The organism is Tsukamurella ocularis (genome assembly GCF_024807615.1).
GTDB lineage: Bacteria > Actinomycetota > Actinomycetes > Mycobacteriales > Mycobacteriaceae > Tsukamurella > Tsukamurella ocularis.
In genome coordinates this window covers 334,779-349,291 of the sequence record NZ_JANUCJ010000003.1, presented here as the reverse complement: position 1 = coordinate 349,291, position 14,513 = coordinate 334,779, and the positions used below count along the sequence as shown (strand labels likewise).

At 70.9% G+C, this 14,513-nt stretch carries 18 protein-coding genes; 11 read left to right on the top strand and 7 right to left on the bottom strand.

What is annotated here, in order from left to right; all coding sequences use genetic code 11:
* Window positions 1–89: 89 nt before the first annotated feature.
* Together HNP44_RS13100 and HNP44_RS13095 are read left to right on the top strand one after the other, a co-directional pair.
* A complete protein-coding gene (locus HNP44_RS13100; RefSeq protein ID WP_259140858.1) occupies window positions 90–1,484 on the top strand; it encodes a sigma 54-interacting transcriptional regulator in 1,395 nt (464 codons plus the stop codon).
* Entirely contained in the window at window positions 1,474–3,471 is a 1,998-nt protein-coding gene (locus HNP44_RS13095; protein ID WP_259140857.1) for a vWA domain-containing protein, read from the top strand. The genes HNP44_RS13100 and HNP44_RS13095 overlap by 11 nt, the downstream gene beginning before the upstream one ends.
* On the opposite strand, the gene HNP44_RS13090 is transcribed toward HNP44_RS13095, so the two are convergent.
* The 7 genes from HNP44_RS13090 to rpmB form a co-directional block, all read right to left on the bottom strand.
* Window positions 3,472–4,074: a DUF1707 SHOCT-like domain-containing protein gene (locus HNP44_RS13090; protein WP_259140855.1), complete on the bottom strand. Its 603-nt coding sequence runs from the start codon at window positions 4,072–4,074 to the stop codon at window positions 3,472–3,474.
* 157 nt (window positions 4,075–4,231) lie between these two features.
* On the bottom strand, window positions 4,232–5,179 hold the full coding sequence (locus tag HNP44_RS13085; RefSeq protein WP_259140854.1) for a hypothetical protein: 948 nt from the start codon (window positions 5,177–5,179) through the stop codon (window positions 4,232–4,234).
* 138 nt (window positions 5,180–5,317) lie between these two features.
* A complete protein-coding gene (locus HNP44_RS13080) occupies window positions 5,318–6,256 on the bottom strand; it encodes an AEC family transporter (protein ID WP_259140852.1) in 939 nt (312 codons plus the stop codon).
* A 121-nt stretch (window positions 6,257–6,377) separates the two neighbouring features.
* The gene (rpsR, locus tag HNP44_RS13075) at window positions 6,378–6,608 is read right to left on the bottom strand and encodes a 30S ribosomal protein S18 (RefSeq protein ID WP_224647065.1); all 231 of its coding nucleotides are present in this window, start codon (window positions 6,606–6,608) and stop codon (window positions 6,378–6,380) included.
* The gene (rpsN, locus tag HNP44_RS13070) at window positions 6,608–6,913 is read right to left on the bottom strand and encodes a 30S ribosomal protein S14 (protein WP_259140851.1); all 306 of its coding nucleotides are present in this window, start codon (window positions 6,911–6,913) and stop codon (window positions 6,608–6,610) included. The genes rpsR and rpsN overlap by 1 nt, the downstream gene beginning before the upstream one ends.
* The gene (gene rpmG / locus HNP44_RS13065; RefSeq protein WP_013127877.1) at window positions 6,913–7,077 is read right to left on the bottom strand and encodes a 50S ribosomal protein L33; all 165 of its coding nucleotides are present in this window, start codon (window positions 7,075–7,077) and stop codon (window positions 6,913–6,915) included. The genes rpsN and rpmG overlap by 1 nt, the downstream gene beginning before the upstream one ends.
* Complete coding sequence (rpmB, locus tag HNP44_RS13060) at window positions 7,078–7,314, bottom strand: 50S ribosomal protein L28 (protein ID WP_259140850.1); 237 nt, start codon at window positions 7,312–7,314, stop codon at window positions 7,078–7,080.
* A gap of 46 nt (window positions 7,315–7,360) precedes the next feature.
* Here rpmB and mrf point away from each other — a divergent pair, with 46 nt between their 5' ends.
* The 9 genes from mrf to HNP44_RS13015 all read left to right on the top strand — a co-directional run bounded on the left by mrf (window position 7,361) and on the right by HNP44_RS13015 (window position 14,364).
* Entirely contained in the window at window positions 7,361–8,581 is a 1,221-nt protein-coding gene (gene mrf / locus HNP44_RS13055; RefSeq protein WP_259140849.1) for a ribosome hibernation factor-recruiting GTPase MRF, read from the top strand.
* Window positions 8,578–8,841 carry a type B 50S ribosomal protein L31 gene (locus HNP44_RS13050; protein ID WP_259140847.1) on the top strand — a complete coding sequence of 88 codons (264 nt, stop codon included), beginning with the start codon at window positions 8,578–8,580 and terminating at the stop codon, window positions 8,839–8,841. The genes mrf and HNP44_RS13050 overlap by 4 nt, the downstream gene beginning before the upstream one ends.
* 74 nt (window positions 8,842–8,915) lie before the next feature.
* Window positions 8,916–9,089 carry a 50S ribosomal protein L32 gene (gene rpmF, locus HNP44_RS20910; protein WP_013127873.1) on the top strand — a complete coding sequence of 58 codons (174 nt, stop codon included), beginning with the start codon at window positions 8,916–8,918 and terminating at the stop codon, window positions 9,087–9,089.
* Window positions 9,090–9,158: 69 nt separating this feature from the next.
* Window positions 9,159–9,812: a trimeric intracellular cation channel family protein gene (locus tag HNP44_RS13040; RefSeq protein ID WP_374758779.1), complete on the top strand. Its 654-nt coding sequence runs from the start codon at window positions 9,159–9,161 to the stop codon at window positions 9,810–9,812.
* An 80-nt stretch (window positions 9,813–9,892) separates the two neighbouring features.
* Window positions 9,893–10,579 carry a response regulator transcription factor gene (locus tag HNP44_RS13035; protein WP_224647058.1) on the top strand — a complete coding sequence of 229 codons (687 nt, stop codon included), beginning with the start codon at window positions 9,893–9,895 and terminating at the stop codon, window positions 10,577–10,579.
* A gap of 94 nt (window positions 10,580–10,673) precedes the next feature.
* A complete protein-coding gene (locus tag HNP44_RS13030) occupies window positions 10,674–12,119 on the top strand; it encodes a HAMP domain-containing sensor histidine kinase (RefSeq protein ID WP_259141175.1) in 1,446 nt (481 codons plus the stop codon).
* Between the two features lie 72 nt (window positions 12,120–12,191).
* Window positions 12,192–13,496 carry a S1C family serine protease gene (locus tag HNP44_RS13025; protein ID WP_259140846.1) on the top strand — a complete coding sequence of 435 codons (1,305 nt, stop codon included), beginning with the start codon at window positions 12,192–12,194 and terminating at the stop codon, window positions 13,494–13,496.
* Window positions 13,497–13,510: 14 nt separating this feature from the next.
* Window positions 13,511–14,119, top strand: a complete 609-nt coding sequence (locus tag HNP44_RS13020) for a MogA/MoaB family molybdenum cofactor biosynthesis protein (protein ID WP_224647072.1) — start codon at window positions 13,511–13,513, stop codon at window positions 14,117–14,119.
* On the top strand, window positions 14,119–14,364 hold the full coding sequence (locus HNP44_RS13015) for a hypothetical protein (protein WP_374758791.1): 246 nt from the start codon (window positions 14,119–14,121) through the stop codon (window positions 14,362–14,364). The genes HNP44_RS13020 and HNP44_RS13015 overlap by 1 nt, the downstream gene beginning before the upstream one ends.
* Window positions 14,365–14,513: the final 149 nt, after the last annotated feature.

Sequence of the window (14,513 nt, the reverse complement as noted above, 5' to 3'; positions counted from 1 at the left end):
CAACCCTGCCGGCGGCCACGCCTATTCCCGGTTTCGCTGCGGGCGTACTCACTAGGGCGGGGGCCGCGGATCGGCGTAGCGTTGACGGCGTGAGCATTGCACGCCCCGACACGCTGCCCGCCACCCTCGGCGATCTCAAGGCCTCCGGCCACGTCTACCGCGGGATCAAGGACGAACTCCGCAACAACCTGCTCGCCGCGCTGCGCGCCGATACCGATCCCTGGGACGGCATCCAGGGCTTCGACGACACCGTCATCCCGCAGCTTGAGCGCGCCCTCCTGGCCGGCCACGACGTGGTCCTGCTCGGCGAGCGCGGCCAGGGCAAGACGCGCCTGATCCGCACCATCGTCGGCCTGCTCGACGAGTGGACCCCCGTGATCGACGGTGCCGAGCTCGGCGAGCACCCGTACCACCCGATCACCCCGGCCTCGATCCGCCGCGCACAGGAGCTGGGCGACGAGCTGCCCGTCGCGTGGCAGCACCGTGACGAGCGCTACTCGGAGAAGCTGGCGACGCCGGACACCTCCGTCGGCGACCTGGTCGGCGATGTCGACCCCGTCAAGGTCGCGCAGGGCCGCAGCCTCGGCGATCCCGAGACCATCCACTTCGGCCTCATCCCGCGGGCGCACCGCGGCATCGTCGCCGTCAACGAGCTGCCCGACCTCGCCGAGCGCATCCAGGTGGCGATGCTGAACGTGATGGAGGAGCGCGACATCCAGGTGCGCGGCTACACGCTCCGCCTGCCGCTGGACGTGTTGCTCCTCGCGTCCGCGAACCCCGAGGACTACACCAACCGCGGCCGCATCATCACGCCGCTCAAGGACCGCTTCGGCGCCGAGATCCGCACGCACTACCCGCTGGATCTCGAGGACGAGGTCGCGGTCATCGAGCAGGAGGCCGACGTCGTGGCCTCCGTGCCGCAGTACCTCACCGAGGTACTGGCCCGGTTCACCCGCGAGCTGCGCGAGTCGCCCGCCGTTGACCAGCGGTCCGGCGTCTCCGCTCGGTTCGCCATCGCAGCGCAGGAGACCATCGCCGCGGCGGCGCTGCACCGCGCGGCCGTAGGCGGCGAGGACCTGCCCGTCGCGCGCCCCGTCGACCTGATGACGGTGCCCGACGTGCTGCGCGGCAAGGTCGAGTTCGAGGCCGGCGAGGAGGGCCGCGAGATCGCGACGCTCGTGCACCTCCTGCGCCGCGCGACCGCCGAGACGATCGGCGAGTACCTGCTGGGCGTCGACCTGGGGCCGCTCGTGGAGGCCATCGAGGCCGGCGGGCCGATCGTCACGGGTGACGACGTGACCGCCGCCGAGCTGCTGTCCGCGCTCCCTGAGGTCCCGGTCCTCGCGGAGGTCTACCGCCGCCTCGAGGCCGAGTCGCCGGGGGAGCGGGCCGCGGCCGCCGAGTTCGCGCTGGAGGGCCTGTACCTGGCCCGGCGGATCGGCAAGGAGTCCGACGAGGAGGGCCAGACCGTCTATGGCGGATAGGTCCTCGCGCGCGGGGCGCGACCGGCAGGGACGGCGCGGGCACCTGGCCCGGTACCGCCGCTACACCGGCGGGCCCGATCCGCTGGCCCCGCCCGTGGACCTGCGGGACGCGCTCGACGAGATCGGCCGCGATGTGATGAGCGGCGTCTCCCCGCGCCGCGCGCTGCAGGAGTACCTGCGCCGCGGTGGCGAGAACCGCCGCGGCCTCGACAAGCTCGCCGAGCTGGCGAACCGCCGTCGGCAGGAACTGTTGCAGCGCAACAACCTCGGCAAGACCTTCGAGGACGTGCAGAAGCTGCTCGACGAGGCCGTGCTCGCGGAGCGCAAGGAGCTCGCGCGGGCGCTGGACGACGACGCCCGGTTCCAGGAGATGCGCATCTCGAACCTGCCGCCGTCGGCGGCGCAGGCCGTGCGCGAGCTGGGCGACTACCAGTGGCGCTCGCCCGAGGCCGCGCAGAAGTACGAGGAGATCCGCGACCTGCTCGGCCGCGAGCTGCTGGACCAGCAGTTCGCCGGGATCAAGCAGGCCCTCGCGGGCGCGACCGACGAGGACCGCGCGGCGATCCAGAAGATGCTCGACGACCTGAACGCCCTGCTGGACAAGCACAACGCCGGCACCGCGACGCAGGACGACTTCGAGGACTTCATGTCCGAGCACGGCCAGTACTTCCCGGAGAACCCGCGGAACATCGACGAGCTCATCGACGCCCTGGCCCAGCGCTCGGCGGCCGCGCAGCGGCTCTACAACAGCCTCACGCCCGAGCAGCGCGCCGAGCTGGAGGAGCTGTCGCAGGCGGCCTTCGGCTCGCCCCAGCTCTCCCAGGCGCTGAGCGACCTCACCGGCAAGCTCATGGATGCCCGCCCGGGCGAGGACTGGTACGGCAGCCAGGAGTTCGAGGGCGGCGAGGGCATGGGCCTCGGCGACGCCACGCAGGCCATGCAGGACATCGCCGACCTGGAATCCCTTGCCGAGCAACTGAGCCAGCAGCACAACGGCGCCTCGCTCGACGACATCGACCTCGACGCGCTGCAGCGGCAACTCGGCGAGGAGGCCGTCGCCGACGCGCGGACGCTCGCCGAACTGGAGAAGGCGCTCAAGGACCAGGGGTACTTCTCCAGGGACCCCGACGGAGCGTTGCGACTGTCTCCCAAGGCGATCCGTCAGCTGGGCCAGTCGATCCTCCGGGACGTCGCGGACCGACTGACCTCTCGCGGGGGAGAGCGCAACACCGCCCGCGCTGGCGCCACCGGCGAGGCCACCGGCGCGAGCAGGGAGTGGCGCTTCGGCGATACCGAGCCCTGGGACGCCACCCGCACCGTGCTCAACGGCGTGCTCCGCCAGGCCGCCGCCGGCGAGTCGGGACCGGTCACGCTGGACGCCAAGGACATCGAGGTCACCGAGACCGAGGCGCGCAGCCGCGCGGCCGTCGCGCTGCTTGTGGACACCAGCTTCTCCATGGTGATGGAGGGCCGCTGGCTGCCGATGAAGCGCACGGCTCTCGCTCTGCACCAGCTGATCTCGACCCGCTTCCGCGGTGACGACCTGGCGCTCATCAGTTTCGGGAGGTACGCGCGCACGCTCAGCGTCGGCGAACTGACGGGGCTGGACGGCGTCTACGAGCAGGGCACCAACCTGCACCACGCGCTCGCCCTGGCGCAGCAGCACTTCCGGTCGCATCCGAACGCGCAGCCGGTGCTCCTGGTGGTCACCGACGGTGAGCCCACCGCGCACCTCGAACGCGACGGCGAGCCCTTCTTCGACTATCCGCCGCACCCTCGGACCATCGCGATGACGGTGCGCGGACTGGATGCCGTTGCCGCGCAGGGTGCGCAGATCACCGTCTTCCAGCTGGGCGACGATCCGGGCCTCACCCGCTTCCTCACGGCCGTGGTGCGGCGCGTGGGAGGGCGGCTGGTCTCGCCGGACCTAGACGGGCTCGGCGCGGCCGTGGTCAGTGACTACCTGGGTAGTCGCAAGCGCAGGTAGCTACTTGATCTCGATCTCGACGCCGCCCCAGAAGGCGAAGCCCTTCACCACGATCCGGGGACCGGTGGGGTCGCCCGTCTGCGGATTCTTGTGGTCGAAGGCGCCCATCACGCCGACGCCCTCGACGTGGACGTTGGCGCCGCGCGGCAGGATGATCTTCACACCCCCCATGACCGCATAGGCGTTGAGCGTCACGTCGCCGACGAGGAACGTCGCCTCCCGCAGGTCCAGCGAGACGCCGCCCCAGAACGCGATCGCGGTGTGCTCGGGCCCGACGGCGACCGGCCCGCGCACCTTGGTCTCCGACATCACGGCCCACTTGGTCTCGCCCATGCGCGGCACGCCGGCCGGCGCGGTCGACGGTGCGCGGTAGGCGGGAGCGGCCGTCGCGGGGAGGTTCTGCACGGCGGGCAGGTCCACCACGAGCCGGTCGAGATCGGCGAACGTGCGGGCCGCGACCGCCTGGTGCGAGCGGTCCTCGTACTCGGGGAGGGTGAGCTGCCCGAGGCCGAGGGCCTCGGAGAGCATCTCGACCACCCGGTTGCGGTCGTGATCGGATGCTCGGAGGACGTCGCGGCGCAGGGGCTCCAACTCGTCGGACATGCCCTCGACTCTAGGCGAATCGCCCGGCGTCGCGCTTCCGAAAACCTCGGCGCCGCCCGGCGGATGCACGTTCCTTCCTCGGAACGCAGCCGTCCCCCGGTCCGAGGGACCGGGGGACGGTGCGGCTCCCACTCGGGAGCGAGGTGTTCGGTGCGCGTCAGAGGAGGCGGCCCACCACGGGGAGACGCTTGAGCAGCAGCGCGATGCCGGAGGGCTGCCCCTTCTTCGGGGCCTTCTCCTCCGCCTTCGCGACCGGCTTCGACGGTGCCTTCGGCGCGGCCTTCGCGTCGGCCTTGGCGGCGGGCTTCGAGGACTTCGCGTCGATCGAGGCGGGCGCCTTGCTCTTCGACGCGGCGTCCTTCTGGGCGGCGATCGGGGTGATCTTGGCCTCCGACGCCTTGACCGGCGCCTTCTTCGCGGCCGGTTTGGTGGCGGCGGTCTTGGCGGCCGGCTTCGCAGCCGTGGTCTTCGCGGCCGTGGTCTTCGCAGCCGCGGGCTTGGTGGCAGCGGACTTCGCCGGCGCCTTCTTCACGGGTGCCTTCTTGGCCGGGGCCGCCTTCTTCGCGGCCGGGGTGGCCTTCGCGGCTGCGGCCTTCTTGGCCGGGGCCTTCGCGGCGGCCGGCTTCTCAGCAGCGGGCTTGGCGACGGGCTTCTCCGCTGCGGGCTTCTCGGCAGCCGGCTTCGAGGCACCGTCGAGGCCCACAACGGCCCAGGCGTCCTCCCACGCGGCGACGGCGTCGGCGGTCACCGAGAGGTTGGTGCCGGCGGTCAGTGCCTTGCCCGGGTTCTTGCCCTCCCACGCGGCGGCGAGCTTGGCCACGTGCGCGGCGTAGTCGTCGGCCGGGGCGAGCGCGATCGGCGCACCGTCGGACAGGTCGATGAGCGCCCAGGCGGTGACGGGGGCCTTGGCGGCGGCCTCGCTCTTGCGGGCCTGCCATGCGTCGCCGGTGGTGGCCTTGACGCGGAGCGTCTCGGTGCGGCCGTCGGCTGCGGTCACGGTGACGAGCGTGGTGCTGCCCTTCGTGGTCACCTCTGCCTTGCCCCCGCGGGCCTCAACGGCAGAGACGAACAGGTCGACGGCGCGCTGTGCGGCGGTCTGAGCCATGGGGTCTCTCCTGGGTTCGATGCGCAGCGCACCGTTCAGCGCGCTACTCGTGGCTTCATTAACCCATGAGTAGTTTGGGGAACCCAAGCCGAAATGGACGTCACAGGCGTAATGTGACCGGGTCGTCCGTCACATTCGTCAGGTGAGAAGGACCGCGATCAGCATGATCGCCGGAATCGACAGGGCCGTTGTGATAAGCCCGGAATCCCTCGCGAGGATCACGCCTCGGTTGTATCGCAGGCCGTAGACCAGCACGTTCTGTGCGGTCGGGAGCGCGGCGGTCACCGTCTGCGCCATGAGGGCGTGCCCGGACTGCCCGAACAGGAAGCGCGCCATCGCCCACGCCAGAACCGGCATTGCGATCATCTTGAGCACGGTCGCCAGGGCGATGTCCCGGCGGGGTGCCACGCCCTTCTGCAGCACTCGCACGCCGCCGAGCGAGAGCCCGAAGACGATGAGCGCCATCGGCACGGAGGCGTCGCCGAGCAGTTTCACCGGGCTCATCAGCCAGTCCGGCGGATGCCACCGCGTCAGCGAGATCGTGAGCCCGATCAGTGCGCCGACCACGATCGGGTTCAGCAGCGGGGTCGCGACGGTGCGCCACAGCGGCTGCTTCGGCCCCGTGCGTTCGCGGGCCTCCGCGAGGTCGAGCATTGTGAGCGCGATCGTCGAGAAGACGAGAATCTGGAACAGCAGCAGCGGCGCCACGTACGAGGTGTCGTGCAGCACGAAGACCGCGATCGGGATACCGAGGTTCGACGAGTTCACGTAGCTCGAGGCGAGCGCGCCGATGGTGGCGTCGCCCATCGTCCGCCGCCAGAGGACGCGGACGATCACGTAGTAGACGGTCGCGATCGCCAGTGCCGATCCCGCGCTCACCCACAGCCGCGAGCTGAAGAGGACGGTCACGTCGGTGGTGGCCAGAGCGTGCAGCAGCAGTGCGGGCGTGAGCAGGTAGAAGACCAGCAGGGAGAGCTGCTTCTCCGGCTGTTCGCCCAGCACCTCCAGTCGACCGAGGAGCCATCCCGCCGCGATGATGATCGCGATCACGGCGAAGCCGGCCAGCACGGAAGTCACGTGACAGAAGGTTACGCGACCGAAGTATCGCGCCGGCGTCTGCGGTCTTCCTCACGATTCGGCGTTCTGCGGCGGTACGCGTGCGCAGGTGTACCGCCGCAGAACCCGACATCGTGTGGAGCTACTTCTTCGAGGAGTAGGGGAGGAGCGCCATCTCCCGGGCGTTCTTCACCGCCAGCGCGAGTGCGCGCTGGTCCTGCGGCGATAGTCGGGTCACGGCGCGGGAGCGCAGCTTGCCGCGCTCGTTGAGGAAGGTGCGCAGGTAGGTGACGTTCTTGTAGTCGAGCGCGCCCTCGGGAACGCGGACGAGGCCGCGCCGTGCGGGCGGGGTACGCAGGGGTCGACGTGCCATCACCAGCTCGACTTCCGGACGCCGGGCAGCTGGCCGTCGTGCGCCATCTGTCGCACCCGAACGCGCGACAGCCCGAACTTGCGCAGGTGGCCGCGCGGGCGGCCGTCGGCGGCGTCACGATTGCGCACGCGCGTCGCCGAGCTGTCGCGGGGCAGCTTCGCGAGCGCGCTGACGGCGGCCGTGCGGTCGTCCGCCGAGGTCGATGGGTGCGCGATGATCCGCTTGAGCTCGGCGCGACGCTCGGCGTGCCGAGCCACCAGGGCCTTGCGCCGCTCGTTGGCGGCGATCTTCGCCTTCGTGGCCATCAGCGCTCCTCCCGGAAGTCGACGTGCTGCCGGACCACGGGGTCGTACTTGCGCAGCACCATGCGGTCGGGGTCGTTGCGGCGGTTCTTCCTGGTCACGTACGTGTAGCCGGTGCCGGCGGTGGACTTGAGCTTGATGATCGGCCGAATCTCGTTGCGGGCCATTTACAGCTTCTCCCCTCGGGACAGGATGTCGGCGACCACCGCGTCGATGCCGCGGCGATCGATGGTCTTGATGCCCTTCGTGGACACCCGGAGCGTGACCGTGCGCCCGAGTGCGGGCACGTAGTAGCGGCGGCGCTGGATGTTCGGGTCCCAGCGGCGGTTCGTGCGCACGTGGCTGTGCGAGACCCGCTTGCCGAAACCGGGCGCTCGGCCCGTCACCTGGCAGTGTGCGGACATGGTTCTCCTTCTTGCGAATGATTGTCGATAAGGTAACGTACTGGAAATGGGAATCATTTCCAAGAGAACCCCGGTCCTGCTCCTGACGGGCTTCGGCGGGCAGGAGCGCGCGCTCGAGCTGGCAGAGCCCGGCACCGTCGTCGTGCACCACGACCTGTCCGGCCTCGCCGAGGGCCTCGTCGTGCGCTCGGAGGCCACCGTCCGGCCCGACGGGACCGCCGAGGAGCGCGTCGCCCTGCTCGAGCTCGCGCACGGCTGCGTCTCGTGCACGCTTCGGGAAGACCTGCTGCCGTTGCTCCGCACCTTGCACCGGCGGGTGTCCGTCCGCCGCATCGTCGTGCGGCTCGACCCGATCCTCGAGGCCGACGCCGTGCGGCACGCCATCGAGCACGTGATCGTGGAGATGGTCGGCGCGGTGCCCGGCCCCGCCGCGCGCGACGTCGAGGTGACCGGCACGATCGGCTTCGTCGACGGCCCGACCTGGCTCGACGACGCCCTCGGTGAAGAGGATCTCGGCGAGCGCTTCCCGGTCCCGGACGACGACGAGCGCACCGTGGCTCAGCTCGCCGTCGGGCACGCGCAGAGCGCCGACCTACTGGTCGTGACCGGCGACAGCCCCGACCCGGCGCGGCTGCGCGCGGTCTTGCGCCGCCTCGCGCCGGGCGCCCCGATCGCCCGCGAGCGTGCTCCCCTGGATGGCCTGCTCCCGCGCCTGGGCACCCCGCGCGCGCCCATCGAGCCCTTCGGCCCGCTCCTGCCCGGCTGCCCGTCGCTCGACGCCGACGGCGACGTTCGGCTCATCGAGTTCAGCGCCCGCCGCCCGCTGCACCCGGGCCGCTTCCATGAGGCGATCGACGTGCTGCTCGACGGGGTCGTTCACGCCCGCGGGCGGCTCTGGCTCGCCACCTCGCCCGACGAGGCCTTCTGGCTGGAGTCCGCCGGCGCCGGCCTTCGTGTCGGTGCCGCCGGGCGCTGGCTCGCGGCCGGCGGCGACGGCTCGCCCGAGCGATGGGCGATGGCATCGGCGGCGTGGGGCGAGGAGTGGGGGGATCGCCGGACCGACCTGGTGGTGCTGGCCGCCGGGGCCGACCCCGCGCAGATCGCGGAGACCTTGCGGTGGGCCGAGCTGACCCCCGCGGAACTGGCCGCCGGCCCGGACGTCTGGGCCGGCTGGCACGACCCCTTCGGCGAGATGCACGCCGACCCGTGTGAGGACCTCGCCCCGGCCCCGGGGCGCGCAGACACAGCAGATGAGGAGATGTCATGAAGCAGGGAATCCACCCCGAGTACCGCCCGGTCGCGTTCCAGGACGCGTCGACGGGGAAGGTCTTCGTCACCCGCAGCACGGCGACGTCGGCGCGGACCGTCGACGTGGACGGGGTGACGTATCCGTTGATCGTGGTCGACGTGACCAGCGACTCGCACCCCCTCTGGACGGGGAAGCAGCGCCTCGTCGACACCGCGGGCCGGGTGCAGAAGTTCCAGGAGAAGTACGCACGTTTTGGCGGGCGGGCCGCGGGGCGGTAGACTTCAGTGCTTGTGACGTTGGAAGCCCTCGGGCTCGCGTCGAAGACTTGTTCCGAGGACCGTTAGGAAGAATCATGGCTGTACCGAAGCGCCGCATGTCGCGGGCGAACACGCACGCCCGCCGCTCGCAGTGGAAGGCGAACAACCCCGAGCTGCAGGCTGTGCAGGTCGGCGGCCGCACCCACCTCGTTCCCCGTCGCCTCGTGCGCGCCGCGAAGCTGGGCCTGGTCGACCTCGACCGCCGCTAACTGATCTTTCCTCAAGAGCGGGTCGGCCTCGGGCCGACCCGCTCTTGAGGTGTATCCGAGGGGGCGTGCGTGCTGCTGGCGGTGCTGAACTACGCGGGGATCGCGGTCTTCGCCGCCTCCGGCGCGCTCATCGGCGTCCGCAAGCGGCTCGACCTGTTCGGCGTGTGGACCCTCGCCGCGCTCACCGGCGTGGGCGGCGGCGTCGCCCGTGACGTACTGCTGGGCATCCACCCGCCCGCGTCCTTCCAGGGCTGGGAGAACATCACCACCGCGTCGATCGCGGCGGCGTTCGTCTTCGTCCTCCATCCGCAGTTCGGCCGGCTCCGTAACTCCGTGCTCGTGCTCGATGCGATCGGCATGGGCGTCTTCTCCGCCACCGGCGCCCTGACGGCCCTGCACCACGACGCGAGCCCGTTCGCCGCCGCGCTCATCGGCATCACCACGGCCCTCGGCGGCGGCGTGCTGCGCGACATCCTGGTCAACGAGGTGCCGCTGCTCATCCAGGAGCGCGACCTCTACGCCATCCCGGCCCTCGCCGGCGCCGGTGCGACGGTGCTCGCCGCGTCGTGGGGTGCCACCGACTCCCGGGCGCTCGTGGTCGGCGCGGTCCTGGCGTCCGGCTTCCGTCTGCTCGCGCTGTGGCAGGGCTGGCGGGTGCCCGTCGCCCCCGAGGACGTGGCCGGCCGCTTCCTCAAGGCATGTAGGCGGGGCTTCCGCCGCTGAACCCGTTGTTCGCTCAGGGCCGAGTGCCGACAAGCACCCCTTAAGCCAATTCACACACGACTTCGGTAAGACTGTGGACTATGCGAATTCTGGTGGTCGACGACGATCGTGCGGTGCGGGAGTCCCTGCGCCGCTCGCTGACCTTCAACGGGTACCAGGTGGACACCGCCGTCGACGGGCAGGACGCGCTCGATCACATCGCGAGCAACCGCCCGGACGCGCTGGTCCTGGACCTCAACATGCCGCGCATCGACGGTTTGGAGGTGTGCCGCCGCCTGCGCAGCGCGGGCGACGACCTGCCGATCCTCGTGCTGACCGCCCGCGACGCCGTGAGCGACCGGGTGAGCGGCCTCGACGCCGGCGCCGACGACTACCTGCCCAAGCCCTTCGCGCTGGAGGAGCTGCTGGCCCGGATGCGGGCGCTGCTGCGCCGCGCCACCCCCGACGCGGGCGCCGACAACGAGGTGCTCAAATTCGAGGACCTCAGCCTCGACCCGGCCACCCGCGAGGTGCTCCGCGGCGAGCGGAGCATCAGCCTCACCCGCACCGAATTCAGCCTGCTCGAGATGCTCATGAGCAACCCCCGCCGGGTGCTCACCCGCAGCCGGATCCTCGAGGAGGTCTGGGGCTACGACTTCCCGACCTCAGGGAACGCGCTCGAGGTGTACGTCGGCTACCTGCGTCGCAAGACGGAGGCCGAGGGGGAGAGCCGCTTGATCCACACCGTGCGGGGCGTCGGGTACGTCCTGCGCGAGACTCCGCCGTGATCCGATGACGGGGCGCGTTCCGACGACCTCCGGCCCTCTGCCGCGGCACGCCCGCCCGGAGGCCCGCGACCGGCAGGTCCGGGACCGTCGCCCGATGCGGGACCCCAACCCGGTCACCCGCAACGTCAGCTTCCGCTGGCGCGTGACGCTGCTGGCCGCGGCGGTCGTGGGTATCACGGTGGCGCTCATGGCCGCGTCGGCGTTCTTCGTGGTCAAGCGGGCGATGTACGCGGACGTCGACAATCGGCTGCATCAGCAGGTGGACTCGGTGGCGCCCGCGATGAGCTCGCCGGTCACACAGTTCACCACCGTGATGATGATGCTGATGTTCAGGCCGGACATGTCCGTCAACCGCACGATGGTCGTCTATCCCGACGGGACGCCGTACCACTCGGGCCCGTCGGGTCAGGTCCCCATCGGGCAGCCCGAGCGCGACGTGATCTCGGGCAAGCTCGCCCAGTCGCTGCGCTCCGAGGGCGACACCCGGGTGATGGCGCGGCGTCTCGACAACGGCGTCACGATCATCGTGGCCGAGGACCTCACCCCGACGAAGAACCTGCTCAGTGAGCTGGGCACGGTGCTCGTCGTGGTCGGCGCGTGTGGCATCGTGCTCGCGGCGATCGCAGGTACCGCCGTCGCGCGCGGCGGCCTCAGACCGGTGCAGCGGCTCACCGAGGCCGCGGAGCGGGTGGCCCGCACGGACGACCTCACCCCGATCCCCGTGGTGGGCCGCGACGAGCTGGCTCGCCTGACCACCAGCTTCAACACGATGCTGCAGGCGCTCGCCGAGTCGCGCGACCGGCAGGCCCGCCTGGTCGCCGACGCCGGCCACGAGCTGCGCACGCCGCTCACGAGCCTGCGGACCAACGTCGAGCTGCTCGTCGCCGCGAACCAGCCGGGCGCGCCACCGATCCCCGAGGAGGACATGAAGGAGCTCTCCGACGATGTCCTCGCTCAGGTGGAGGAGCTGACCACGCTGGTCGGCGACCTCGTCGACCTCGCCCGCGAGGACGCGCCCGAGGCGGTGAACGAGGAGGTCGACCTCGAGGAGATCCTGCAGAAGGCGGTCGAGCGCGTCGAGCGCCGTCGCCCGACGGTCCGCTTCGACGTCACGAGCGCGCCCTGGTACGTCTACGGCGACAACGGTGGCCTGGGCCGCGCGGTGGTGAACGTACTGGACAACGCGGCGAAGTTCTCGCCCGACGGTTCGGTGGTCCGAGTCGAGCTCGCCGAGATCGGCGTCGCTCGGGCGACGCTCAGCGTCGCCGACAGTGGGCCCGGCATCCCCGAGGAGGACCGGGAGCTGGTTTTCGAGCGCTTCTACCGCTCTATGGCGAGTCGCTCGATGCCCGGCTCCGGCCTGGGCCTCGCGATCGTGAAACAGGTGGTGGAGCGGCACGGCGGTTCCGTCGCGGTCGGCACGGCCGACGGTGGCGGAGCGCTGCTCCGCCTCGAGATCCCGGGCAGCCCGGTCGCAGGTGGCCGCGCCCCACAGGTGGTGCAGCGGGAACCCCGTCTGCGCCTGCTGCGAGGGAAGTGACAATCTGCTCACAGGCACTTCACAGAAGGCGTATGCAGTCTTGGCGGGGAAGAACACGAAGGAGGGGGCTCCATGACCGAGGGTCCGCAGAATCCCTATCAGCAGGGCCAGCCGGCTGGGCAGTACGGCCAGCCGGGGCAACCGGTCCAGCAGAGCCAGGCGGGCCAGCAGGCCCAGCCCGCTCCGCAGAGCCAGTACCGGCCCACGCAGCAGTACTCGAACGCCTACCCGGCGCCGGGCGGCGCACCGTCGGGCTACCCGGGGCCGGGCGGCCCGCCCGTGGCGACCACGACGCCCTCGCGCGGGCCCGGGATGGGCGCGCTGGTCGCGATGGGTGTGGCGATCGCGCTGATCGCGTCGCTGCTCTCGGTCACCGGGGCGTACCTGGTGTGGGGCACGAGCGATGCGTCGCCGGCGGTGACGGTGTCCGGCGGTGACGCGCCGCCCGTGGTCAAGGGCTCGGTGCAGGACGTGGCGCAGGGCGTGCTGCCGGCCGTGGTGTCGATCGACAATCAGGCGGGAAGCTCGGAGTCGTCCGGGTCGGGCGTGGTGATCAGCGCGGACGGCAAGATCGTGACGAACAACCACGTCATCGCCGGGAACGGCAAGCTGACGGTCTCCTTCTCCGACGGCAGCGTGAGCAACGCCGCCGTGGTGGGCGCGGACCCCATCACCGATCTCGCGGTGATCCAGACGGACAAGCGCGACCTCAAGCCCCTGACCTTCGCCGACAGCGGCAAGCTGACCGTCGGCCAGGAGGTCGTGGCGGTGGGCGCCCCGCTGGGCCTCGCGGGCACGGTGACCAGTGGCATCGTCTCGGCGCTGAACCGCCCGGTGGCGACGAGCGGCAAGGACTCCGATCAGGCGACGGTGATCAACTCGGTGCAGACCGACGCGGCGATCAATCCCGGCAACTCGGGTGGCGCCCTGGTCGACATGACCGGTCGTCTCGTGGGCATCAATTCGTCGATCGCGACGCTGGGCGGTTCGAAGCTGACCGGGCAGCAGGGCGGCAGCATCGGCCTGGGCTTCGCGATCCCGTCCAACCAGGTGCAGCGGATCAGCAAGGAGCTGATGGATTCGGGTTCGGCGACGCATGCGGCCGTCGGCGTCACTGTGGACCCGCGGGCGTCGGTGAGCCGTCCCGGCGCGCTGGTGGCGGAGGTCTCCCCGACAGGCGCCTTCGGCCGCGCCGGCATCCCGAAGGGCGCACTGGTGACGAAGATCGACGAGCTGCAGATCAGCGACGGCTACGGATTGATCGGCGCCGTGCGCGCTTACCCGCCGGGGGCTACCGTGACCGTTACCTACCTCGATAGCCCGAGTAGTACGAGTCCGGTGACCAAGCAGGTGACGCTCGATAAGTTGGACAAGTGACGGAGGAGTCGAAGATGACCGCGGAGATGAGCCAGAGTCGAGCAGCGGACGCAGAGTGGCTGGAGGACGACGTTCTCGACGTGCCGGCCCTCGATGACGCCGCGCTCGATGGGGCCGGGGTGATTGGCCGTGCGCTCGTGATCGTCGTCGACGACCATCTGCAGCCCGGCGCTTCCCGCGCGTCCGGCGCGGGGAAGTCGGTGGGCTCACTGGTGACGGAGCTGCTCGAGGAGTCGGGCTTCGAGGTGGACGCCGTCGTCGTGGTCCCGGCCGAGGAGGTGGACGTGCGCAACGCGCTGAACACCGCGGTGATCGGCGGCGTCGACCTGGCCGTGACCATCGGCGGTGTGGGCGTGGGCGCCCGCGACGTCACGCCGGAGGCCACCGAGGAGATCCTCGACAAGAAGCTGCCCGGTATCTGCGAGGCGCTGCGCTCGTCGGGTCTCGCTGCGGGTGCGACTGACGCGGGCCTCTCGCGCGGTCTCGCCGGCGTCTCCGGCAGCACGGTGGTGGTGAACCTCGCCAGCTCGCGCGCGGCGATCCGCGACGGCATGGCGACGCTGACGCCGCTCGCGACCCACGTGATCCGCCACATCGCGGGCGGGGACGATCAGGCGCGGTGATGTCCGAGCCCGGCTCCACCCCCGAGGGCCCCGCTTCCCGGAAGTACTCCGCGCGCGATGTTGCGCGGATCTTCGGGGACGTGCTGCCTTCACAGACCAAGGACGATCTGCCCGATTCCGGCTCCGGCCGAGGAGTGAACGACGCCGCGCCCCGCTCGGGCGCGGCGTCTCGCCGTTCCGGGGGCGACGGTGACCCGGCGGAGCGCTGGTACCGCGAGAATCGCCCGCCTCATCACGGCGACTAGACGTTGTTGACGTCGCAAACCCGCTGGTAGTGTGACCAAGGACACGGCCGCCCCGTGAAACGGTCAGGTTACGGCTCTGGTGTATCTGAGTGAACTCTAAGGACAAAGCCCACCCTAAGTTTGACGCAGGTAGGCGACCGTTTTCGGTG

What these genes read in the sequence shown, in the direction of transcription:
- rpmB (WP_259140850.1), bottom strand. Translation starts at nt 7,314, where the DNA reads ATGTCCGCACACTGCCAGGTGACGGGCCGAGCGCCCGGTTTCGGCAAG.
- HNP44_RS13085 (WP_259140854.1), bottom strand. Translation starts at nt 5,179, where the DNA reads ATGGCTCAGACCGCCGCACAGCGCGCCGTCGACCTGTTCGTCTCTGCC.
- mrf (WP_259140849.1), top strand. Translation starts at nt 7,361, where the DNA reads ATGGGAATCATTTCCAAGAGAACCCCGGTCCTGCTCCTGACGGGCTTC.
- HNP44_RS13035 (WP_224647058.1), top strand. Translation starts at nt 9,893, where the DNA reads ATGCGAATTCTGGTGGTCGACGACGATCGTGCGGTGCGGGAGTCCCTG.
- rpsR (WP_224647065.1), bottom strand. Translation starts at nt 6,608, where the DNA reads ATGGCACGTCGACCCCTGCGTACCCCGCCCGCACGGCGCGGCCTCGTC.
- HNP44_RS13020 (WP_224647072.1), top strand. Translation starts at nt 13,511, where the DNA reads ATGACCGCGGAGATGAGCCAGAGTCGAGCAGCGGACGCAGAGTGGCTG.
- rpmF (WP_013127873.1), top strand. Translation starts at nt 8,916, where the DNA reads ATGGCTGTACCGAAGCGCCGCATGTCGCGGGCGAACACGCACGCCCGC.
- rpsN (WP_259140851.1), bottom strand. Translation starts at nt 6,913, where the DNA reads ATGGCCACGAAGGCGAAGATCGCCGCCAACGAGCGGCGCAAGGCCCTG.
- HNP44_RS13050 (WP_259140847.1), top strand. Translation starts at nt 8,578, where the DNA reads ATGAAGCAGGGAATCCACCCCGAGTACCGCCCGGTCGCGTTCCAGGAC.
- HNP44_RS13090 (WP_259140855.1), bottom strand. Translation starts at nt 4,074, where the DNA reads ATGTCCGACGAGTTGGAGCCCCTGCGCCGCGACGTCCTCCGAGCATCC.
- HNP44_RS13025 (WP_259140846.1), top strand. Translation starts at nt 12,192, where the DNA reads ATGACCGAGGGTCCGCAGAATCCCTATCAGCAGGGCCAGCCGGCTGGG.
- HNP44_RS13015 (WP_374758791.1), top strand. Translation starts at nt 14,119, where the DNA reads ATGTCCGAGCCCGGCTCCACCCCCGAGGGCCCCGCTTCCCGGAAGTAC.
- HNP44_RS13095 (WP_259140857.1), top strand. Translation starts at nt 1,474, where the DNA reads ATGGCGGATAGGTCCTCGCGCGCGGGGCGCGACCGGCAGGGACGGCGC.
- rpmG (WP_013127877.1), bottom strand. Translation starts at nt 7,077, where the DNA reads ATGGCCCGCAACGAGATTCGGCCGATCATCAAGCTCAAGTCCACCGCC.
- HNP44_RS13030 (WP_259141175.1), top strand. Translation starts at nt 10,674, where the DNA reads ATGCGGGACCCCAACCCGGTCACCCGCAACGTCAGCTTCCGCTGGCGC.